Below are 7,291 nucleotides of genomic sequence, written 5' to 3'. Positions count from 1 at the left end.
CGCTGCCGTCAGAGACGTCTTGCCGTGGTCAACGTGCCCAATCGTACCAATGTTAACGTGCGGCTTATTGCGCTCAAACTTACTCTTTGCCATTTGAATGCTTCCTATGAACGTAATGAGTGACCCCGGCGAACCGGTTTAGTGCCGCCGTTTAAGGCTTTCGTCGCGTTTGCGCAAGACTTAATTGCAGGGCCTATTCCGGGCGAAGCCTGGTCGATGGCGCGGGATCCGCAGCCCTCGATATTCATTCGCCGCCCAAGGTTCGCCGGCCGATCCGGAAAGATATAAAAGCGTCTGCCGGTTCAATGGCTTAGATAGGCACGCGCCGGCATGAATTCCAGTGCCGGATGCAGGAATGGAAGCATTCATCGGGTAACGCCACTCATCAATGCAAAGCGCCCTCTCCCGGTGGGAAAGGGCGCAGAGCAATTAGGCGACGACAAATCGTCGTCTACAACGATCGATGTCCGGTGCCGTCAGCACCGAAGCCCGGCGCCTGTCAGTCGAGAAGCTCGGCCGGCACCTTGCCGCCATTGTCCGCGAGCTTCTTCAGAAGCGCCTTGTGGAGAAATATGTTCATCTTGGCGGAATCGCCAGCATCACCGGTATAACCCAGTTCCTGCGCCAGCTCCTTGCGCTCCGAAAGGCTCGCGTCCATGCCGAGCGCCTTCATCAGATCGACGATCGAATGTTTCCAGTCGAGCTTCTGGCCACTCTTCTTGACGGCCGCATCGAGGATCGAGGCGATATCGACCGGAGCGGCCGGCGCGCTGGTCGCAGGCGATGTTGCTGCCGTGGTCGCTGAAGGAGCCGGCGTCGGCGCAGGGGCCGGGTTGGCGGTTGCCGCTGTGGTCTGCGTCGGTGCCGGAGCAGCCTTTGCCTCTCCCCAGATTGCACCCTTGATCTTGTCGAAAATACCCATTTCCGTTCTCCCGTTTCGGTTGCCTGAGCAATATCTAACGCTCGCGTTGATATAAGCAACCCTTCATGTCAACTGTGCAAAGACGGGTGAGCGCGGGAGACCGACCATCACGATTCCCGGGCCGGTGATACGCATTACCGCAGCCGGGGCGGCGGCACAGCGCGCCATCGTGGCTGTCGAGACCGCCGACGCGGAATTTTTCGGGCCGGTGGACGAGGCACAACTCGCCGGTCTGCTGCGGCAGATTGCCGGCGAGATCCGCTAAGACAATAAGTACCTGTCCGAATGACTAAAAATTTCGAGACTTGGAGCGGGTAGCGGGAATCGAACCCGCGTATTCAGCTTGGAAGGCTGCTGCTCTACCATTGAGCTATACCCGCGCGGGTGGTCAAGATCCTGTGCGGAATGGTGGAGGGAGTTGGATTTGAACCAACGTAGGCTGAGCCAACGGATTTACAGTCCGTCCCCTTTAACCACTCGGGCATCCCTCCAGTATTCCGACTGGATCTTGCGACCAAGTTTGCTCGACCGTGGCGTCGCCGCCGTGATCTGCGCCGCGTATATGACCGGACGACTTCCGTCTGTCAACATAAGGAATTGCCAAAAATGACGAAAAAATTTCAGCCTGTGAGAAAAGCGCGGCGGCGAAAGAGGGCTATGCGCCCGGGAAGGCGCTGGTTATAAAGCCGCATGAGCAAAGACAAAACATCCGGCCGCTCCGGCCCCGATACCACCACCGACGACAAGTCGGCCAAGGACACGCATTACGCCACCCTGCGTCGCGCACATCGCGATGCCAAGCGCGAGCGCGGCGAAATCCCGACGCCACAGCCGCAGAAGCGAAAGCGGCCCGGCGCGGATGATTGGAAGCCTCCGGCGCTCGCGCCCGATCAGGTCCTTCTTTACGGCCTGCATACGGTTCGCGCCGCCCTTGCCAATCCCGAGCGCAAGAACATCAAGCTGTCGACGACGCAGAATGCGCTGGTGCGGCTGGAGGTCGGCCCGGTCGACGCGCTTGGCATTCCCGTTGAGATCGTCCCACCGCAGGATATCGACAAGGTGCTGGGCCCTGAAGCAATCCACCAGGGCGTAATGCTGGAAACGCGCCCCCTGCCCGTGCGCCGCCTCGAGGCGCTGAAGGACAGCCCGCTGCTGCTGGTTCTCGACCAGGTGACCGACCCGCACAACGTCGGAGCGATCATGCGCTCGGCCGTAGCCTTCGATGCGGGGGCCGTGATCACCACCCAGCGCCACAGCCCGACCGAATCAGGTGTGCTGGCAAAATCCGCCTCGGGCGCGCTCGAGCTCATACCTTATATACAGATCACCAATCTCGCCGATGCGCTCAGTGAGCTGCATCGCCTCGGATTCACCACCATCGGCCTTGATTCGGAAGGCCCCGCGCCGCTCGAGGGTACCTTCAGCGGCGACAAGGTCGCCCTGGTGCTCGGCTCCGAGGGCAAGGGACTGCGCCAGAAAACGCGGGAAACGGTAAATGCGCTGGCGCGGCTCGACATGCCGGGCGCGATAAAATCGCTCAATGTCTCGAACGCAGCTGCGATCGCGCTCTATGCGGCGCGGTCCTATCTGAAAATCTAGCGACACTGCGGCTGCCGCAGCAAGTTGGGGGAATTTGCTTTGATCCGCATTCTTGGCCTTACGGCGCTCTCCGCCGCCCTTGTTCTCACAATCGGTCAGCCGGCACGCGCAGTTGACGACGAACTCGTCAAGGCTCAAGCCGGCGCATGGCTGGTTGCGCCCGAAAACGGCGCCAAAGGCTGCCGCCTTACCTTCGAGACCCGCGCGATCTCCGGCGGCTACGCCATAAGCGGGGCGGAAGCCTGCGCGGCGGCCCTGCCCGCGCTCTCCAAGGCAAGCGCCTGGAATTTCACCGATGACGGTGCGCTCACTATCGTCGATGCCGCAGCGAAGGCGCTCATCCGGTTTCAGCAGGAAGAAGGCTCCCCTTGGGAGAGCGACGCAGGCGATCCCACATGGCTGTTGCCGGCGCTCGACGACGTCGATCACGTGCCGACCGTCGCAAGCCTTGCCGGAGCGTGGCGCATCCAGCGGCCGGACGGCAAACCGGTCTGCGACATCACGCTGACCACGGACAAGGATCCGGACGGCACCGCCAAGATGTCACCTAGCGGGGACTGCGCAAGCGAGATCGGCGATCTCAAGCTTTCGCTCTGGGCAACCGAAGGCTTCGGCCTGGTGATGCTCGGCAATGACGGCTCCTCGCTTTCCTTCGATATGAAGCCGGACGGCAGTTTCCAGAAATCCGACGAAGAGGAAGGCGAGCCGCTGTTGCTGGTGCGCAAACAGGGCGGCTGAACGCCTGAAAACGCGCCATGGGTTGACCTCCCGGAAATGTGACTATGTGTTATGGAACCAGCTCAAAGGCTGGAAACGATTGTCACATAACGCAAGGTTGGTGCGGCGCGCATGGTACTACCGAATATCCGAAAGTTCATTTTCCACGATCTACGCAGCGTGGAGGGATATATCGATCCGCCCGATGCGCTTGTTTATCTTTCACTCCTGGAATGGCAAAACCAGAACGATCTTGATGGCGGCATCGCGGAAATAGGCATCTATTTCGGCCGCTCCTATTTTCTGCTGAAGAAGATTGCAGGGCCTGACGCCAGCGTGCTCGGCATCGACCTCTTCGATATTGGAGATACGGCGGACGGCATCTCCGAGCAGTATCGCCTCTTTCTCGAAAACGGAGACAGGCTCGGCCTGCCCGTGGACGAGGAACTGCTCGTTGTCGGCGACAGCGCGGACGTATCGCCAAGCGATATCGTCGACAAAGTCGGCTCGGTGCGCTTCTTCAGCGTCGATGGCGGCCACAGCCTGTCCAATTTGGTCAGCGATAGCAGCCTGGCGAAGGACACCCTCGCCGATCACGGCGTCATTATCTTCGACGACACCTTCAATCCCGCCTGGCCGGAAGTGACAGTCGGGGTCGCCGATTTCCTCCGCGAGAACGACGAGATCTTCTCCGCCTTCTGCATGACCAAATACAAGACCTATGTCTGTCGGCGGGAATTTCACGACCTCTATCGCGCAGCGATAGAACAGGCGCCGCACCTCGGAGCCTTCGAATTGGCGGAAACGCATTTTCTGGGGTCCGACGCCGTGCGCCTGCACAATCCCTTCAGCCGGCGTCTTCTCTACGAACTCATGACCCGTTCCGGCATGGGTGCCATTTCCGAACGCGCCTATCGCTGCCATTAGAGCGGCAATGTTCAGCGAAGGGCAATCGGTGTCACGTGCCAAGCCGATTGCCGCCAGAGCGATCTTTGGGTAACCGGACATCCCTCCTGCAGCTTCGACCACGAGGTGACATTGAGGTTCATCTCGCATTGCGCGAGATAGCTCTTGCCGCCCACGGTCATGCAGGCGACCTCGCCGACCGCATGCTGCTTACCATCCGTATTCTTGCAGTAGCAATTCTCGCCGGCCAACGCCGACACGCTGGTAATCACCGCGATCGCAACAAGCGGCAATCCCAAGACGACATACCTCGATGTCTTGCGCATGAACATATCCTCACCCGCCACTGACGAGATGAGTGTATGCCTATTGCAAACATTGTAAATGAGCCCGCATTTTAAGGCATTGGCCCAATGAAGCCCCGGCGGAGAGCCGAGGCGCAATTTGAAGCCGGCAGAGCCGCTGGGGCCTGCTAGTGAACCGCCGGATCCGCTTCGTCGAAAAATGACCTGATGCCATCGCGTGCAATCGTTGCCAGGAATTCGTCGAAAGCTTCACGGTCGGTCGCGAAGGGCTCCTCCCATTCGATCAGATCCTCTTCCGGCGTGATGACTTCCATCCGCCAGTCGGCATTGCTGCCGGCCGGACGAAAGATATCGACCAAAACGGTCACATCGTCATCGGTGAACTCACCCGACAGCTCGGAGTGCTCGAGTTTAGGCTTCTTGGGCTTGAGGGTCATGTTTTTCCAAGGACACGATGTTGTTGATGATCGTTGCGAACGTCCCGAAGGCGTCGGCATCTACATATTGGTCTGCTGCCGCCGGTTTTCCATACCAGCGATAACACGGCCACCATATTCTTGAAAAGATCTGGTGCCCCCGGCAGGGTTCGAACCCGCGACCCCCTGATTACAAATCAGGTGCTCTACCAACTGAGCTACAAGGGCACATCGGCATGCCAAGTAGCAGATTTTGATTTCCTGTAAAGAGAAAATCGGCCGCCTTCCCCATGATCCCTCGCACAAGAGCGGATTGGGGATTCACCAGTCTTTACAAAACGTCTTGTCGCATAGGGGGAATATCATTACGTAGTACGATCATTAAAAGGACATTACATGTCGCGTAGTTTTCAATCTGTTTGTTTTCTCGCCTCAACTGCGCCGGAAGCATTGGAGGCACAGGAAGAGCTGATTCGCCTCTATGGCCAGACGCCGCAGCAGGAAGCGGATGTGGTCGTGGCGCTCGGCGGCGACGGCTTCATGCTCCAGACGCTGCACAAGACGATGAATTCCGGCAAGCGCGTCTATGGCATGAATCGCGGCTCCATCGGCTTCCTGATGAACGACTACCGCACGGATTGCCTGGCGGAGCGCATTGACGCAGCTGTGGAAAATGCTTTTCATCCGCTGCAGATGAGCACCCGTAACGAGGATGGCAGCACTTCAGTCGCGCTTGCCATCAACGAGGTGTCGCTTTTTCGCCAATCCTATCAGGCGGCGAAGCTCAAGGTCGAGATCGATGGACATGTGCGCCTGCCGGAGCTGATCTGCGACGGCTTGATGGTCACGACGCCTGCTGGCTCCACAGCCTACAATCTTTCGGCGCACGGCCCCATTCTTCCACTTGAAGCGCCGCTGCTTGCCATGACGCCCGTCAGCGCGTTCCGCCCCCGCCGCTGGCGCGGCGCTCTCTTGCCGAACAAGGTGTCGATCGACATCACCGTGCTGGAGCCGGAAAAAAGACCGGTCAACGCCGTTGCCGACAATGCCGAGGTCAAATCGGTACTGAGCGTGCGAATCGCCCAGACCGAGGACACGACCGCGCGCATCCTTTCCGATCCGGATCGCTCCTGGTCGGAGCGGATACTTGCGGAACAATTTTCGGATTGAAGCCCATGGCATGGCCACATGAAAAAAGCCCCGTTTCCCGGGCTTTTGGTTATCTCGGTATATTTGAGGTTACTCGACGTCGTCGACAACCGCGTCTGCCGCGCCGCTGATGCGGTGCGCGAGAGCGGCTTCCATGAACTCATTGAGATCACCGTCCAGCACATCGCTGGGAGCCGTGCTGGCCACGCCGGTGCGCAGATCCTTGACGAGCTGATAGGGCTGCAGGACGTAGGACCGGATCTGGTGACCCCAGCCGATATCGGTCTTCGAAGCAGCTTCGGCATTGGCAGCCTCTTCCCGCTTCATCAGCTCCGCCTCGTACATGCGGGCGCGCAGCATGTCCCACGCCTTTGCGCGGTTCTTGTGCTGTGAGCGTTCCTGCTGGCACTGCACGACGATACCCGTCGGGATATGGGTGATGCGCACGGCCGAGTCGGTGGTGTTGACGTGCTGGCCGCCGGCGCCGGACGAACGGTAGGTGTCGATGCGGCAGTCGCTTTCGTTAATGTCGATCTGGATCGAGTCGTCGACGACGGGGTAGACCCAGATCGACGAGAAAGACGTGTGACGACGTGCGTTGCTGTCATAGGGTGAGATGCGGACCAGGCGGTGAACGCCCGATTCGGTCTTCAGCCAACCATAGGCATTGTGGCCCTTGACCAGAAGCGTTGCCGACTTGATGCCGGCTTCCTCGCCGTCATGGACTTCGAGCAGTTCCACCTTGAAACGCTGGCGTTCGGCCCAGCGGGTGTACATGCGCAGCAGCATGTTCGCCCAGTCCTGGCTCTCGGTGCCGCCGGCGCCCGAATGGACTTCGACATAAGTATCGTTGGAATCGGCCTCGCCCGAGAGCATAGCCTCCACCTGCCGGCGCGCAGCTTCCGCTTTCAGGCTCTTGAGAGCCTCTTCGGCTTCGCGGACGACATCGTCGTCGCCCTCTTCCTCGCCAAGCGCGATCAGGTCGATATTGTCGTTAAGCTGCTGTTCGAGCGCACGTACGCCGCTGATGCCATCATCGAGATGCTGGCGCTCGCGCATGAGTTTCTGCGCTTCGGCAGCATCGTTCCAGAGGGTCGGGTCCTCTGACTTGTTGTTCAACCAGTCCAGTCGTCTTACCGCCTGGTCCCAGTCAAAGATGCCTCCTCAGCAGGCTTATGGCCTGCTTGGTTTCGTCGACTATTTTCTCGATTTCCGCTCGCATAATCCTGCTTCTTTATTCGGCGGTTCGATGTGAACCGTTGTTCAATTCAAAGAAT

10 protein-coding genes and 3 tRNA genes are annotated in these 7,291 nt (G+C 59.3%); 5 read left to right on the top strand and 8 right to left on the bottom strand.

The genetic code is table 11. From position 1 onward, the window contains the following. Both GA0061101_RS39045 and GA0061101_RS32150 read right to left on the bottom strand, forming a co-directional pair. A partial coding sequence (locus GA0061101_RS39045) for a GTP-binding protein (protein WP_018010120.1) occupies positions 1 to 93 on the bottom strand: 93 nt, incomplete at its 3' end. Positions 94 to 499: 406 nt separating this feature from the next. Then, positions 500 to 922, bottom strand: a complete 423-nt coding sequence (locus tag GA0061101_RS32150) for a DUF3597 domain-containing protein (protein WP_047553219.1) — start codon at positions 920 to 922, stop codon at positions 500 to 502. A gap of 124 nt (positions 923 to 1,046) precedes the next feature. Here GA0061101_RS32150 and GA0061101_RS32145 point away from each other — a divergent pair, with 124 nt between their 5' ends. Continuing rightward, entirely contained in the window at positions 1,047 to 1,187 is a 141-nt protein-coding gene (locus tag GA0061101_RS32145; protein WP_244655133.1) for a hypothetical protein, read from the top strand. Between the two features lie 41 nt (positions 1,188 to 1,228). Here GA0061101_RS32145 and GA0061101_RS32140 read toward each other — a convergent pair. Beyond that, positions 1,229 to 1,302: transfer RNA gene (locus GA0061101_RS32140), tRNA-Gly, on the bottom strand. Between the two features lie 26 nt (positions 1,303 to 1,328). After that, positions 1,329 to 1,413 (bottom strand) — tRNA-Tyr (locus tag GA0061101_RS32135). Positions 1,414 to 1,612: 199 nt separating this feature from the next. Between GA0061101_RS32135 and rlmB the strand changes: the two genes are divergently transcribed. From rlmB to GA0061101_RS32120, 3 genes are all read left to right on the top strand, one after another. Beyond that, a complete protein-coding gene (rlmB, locus tag GA0061101_RS32130; RefSeq protein WP_092576634.1) occupies positions 1,613 to 2,521 on the top strand; it encodes a 23S rRNA (guanosine(2251)-2'-O)-methyltransferase RlmB in 909 nt (302 codons plus the stop codon). Positions 2,522 to 2,560: 39 nt separating this feature from the next. Then, complete coding sequence (locus GA0061101_RS32125; RefSeq protein ID WP_047640960.1) at positions 2,561 to 3,259, top strand: protease inhibitor Inh/omp19 family protein; 699 nt, start codon at positions 2,561 to 2,563, stop codon at positions 3,257 to 3,259. 111 nt (positions 3,260 to 3,370) lie between these two features. Then, positions 3,371 to 4,165 carry a class I SAM-dependent methyltransferase gene (locus tag GA0061101_RS32120; RefSeq protein WP_092576633.1) on the top strand — a complete coding sequence of 265 codons (795 nt, stop codon included), beginning with the start codon at positions 3,371 to 3,373 and terminating at the stop codon, positions 4,163 to 4,165. Positions 4,166 to 4,176: 11 nt separating this feature from the next. On the opposite strand, the gene GA0061101_RS32115 is transcribed toward GA0061101_RS32120, so the two are convergent. From GA0061101_RS32115 to GA0061101_RS32105, 3 genes are all read right to left on the bottom strand, one after another. Then, positions 4,177 to 4,470, bottom strand: coding sequence for a hypothetical protein (locus GA0061101_RS32115; protein ID WP_051964339.1), 294 nt, complete (start codon positions 4,468 to 4,470; stop codon positions 4,177 to 4,179). Between the two features lie 146 nt (positions 4,471 to 4,616). Then, positions 4,617 to 4,886, bottom strand: coding sequence for a hypothetical protein (locus GA0061101_RS32110; RefSeq protein WP_037201307.1), 270 nt, complete (start codon positions 4,884 to 4,886; stop codon positions 4,617 to 4,619). A gap of 131 nt (positions 4,887 to 5,017) precedes the next feature. Further along, positions 5,018 to 5,093 (bottom strand) — tRNA-Thr (locus tag GA0061101_RS32105). 168 nt (positions 5,094 to 5,261) lie between these two features. On the opposite strand from GA0061101_RS32105, the gene GA0061101_RS32100 reads away from it, so the two are divergent. After that, positions 5,262 to 6,035 (top strand): NAD kinase, encoded by a 774-nt coding sequence (locus tag GA0061101_RS32100; RefSeq protein ID WP_037201309.1) that lies wholly within the window; start codon positions 5,262 to 5,264, stop codon positions 6,033 to 6,035. A gap of 69 nt (positions 6,036 to 6,104) precedes the next feature. On the opposite strand, the gene prfB is transcribed toward GA0061101_RS32100, so the two are convergent. Then, positions 6,105 to 7,236, bottom strand: a protein-coding gene (gene prfB, locus GA0061101_RS32095; RefSeq protein WP_112442694.1) for a peptide chain release factor 2 whose coding sequence is annotated in 2 segments (ribosomal slippage) — positions 6,105 to 7,166 and positions 7,168 to 7,236 — 1,131 coding nt in all. Because the reading frame shifts where the segments join, the coding sequence is not laid out codon by codon here. Between the last annotated feature and the right edge of the window lie 55 nt (positions 7,237 to 7,291).

The sequence above is a fragment of the Martinezella lusitana genome (assembly GCF_900094565.1).
Taxonomy (GTDB): Bacteria; Pseudomonadota; Alphaproteobacteria; order Rhizobiales; family Rhizobiaceae; genus Rhizobium; species Rhizobium lusitanum.
The sequence above is the reverse complement of the archived record's forward strand: the minus strand, read 5'-3'. Positions and strand labels throughout refer to the sequence as shown.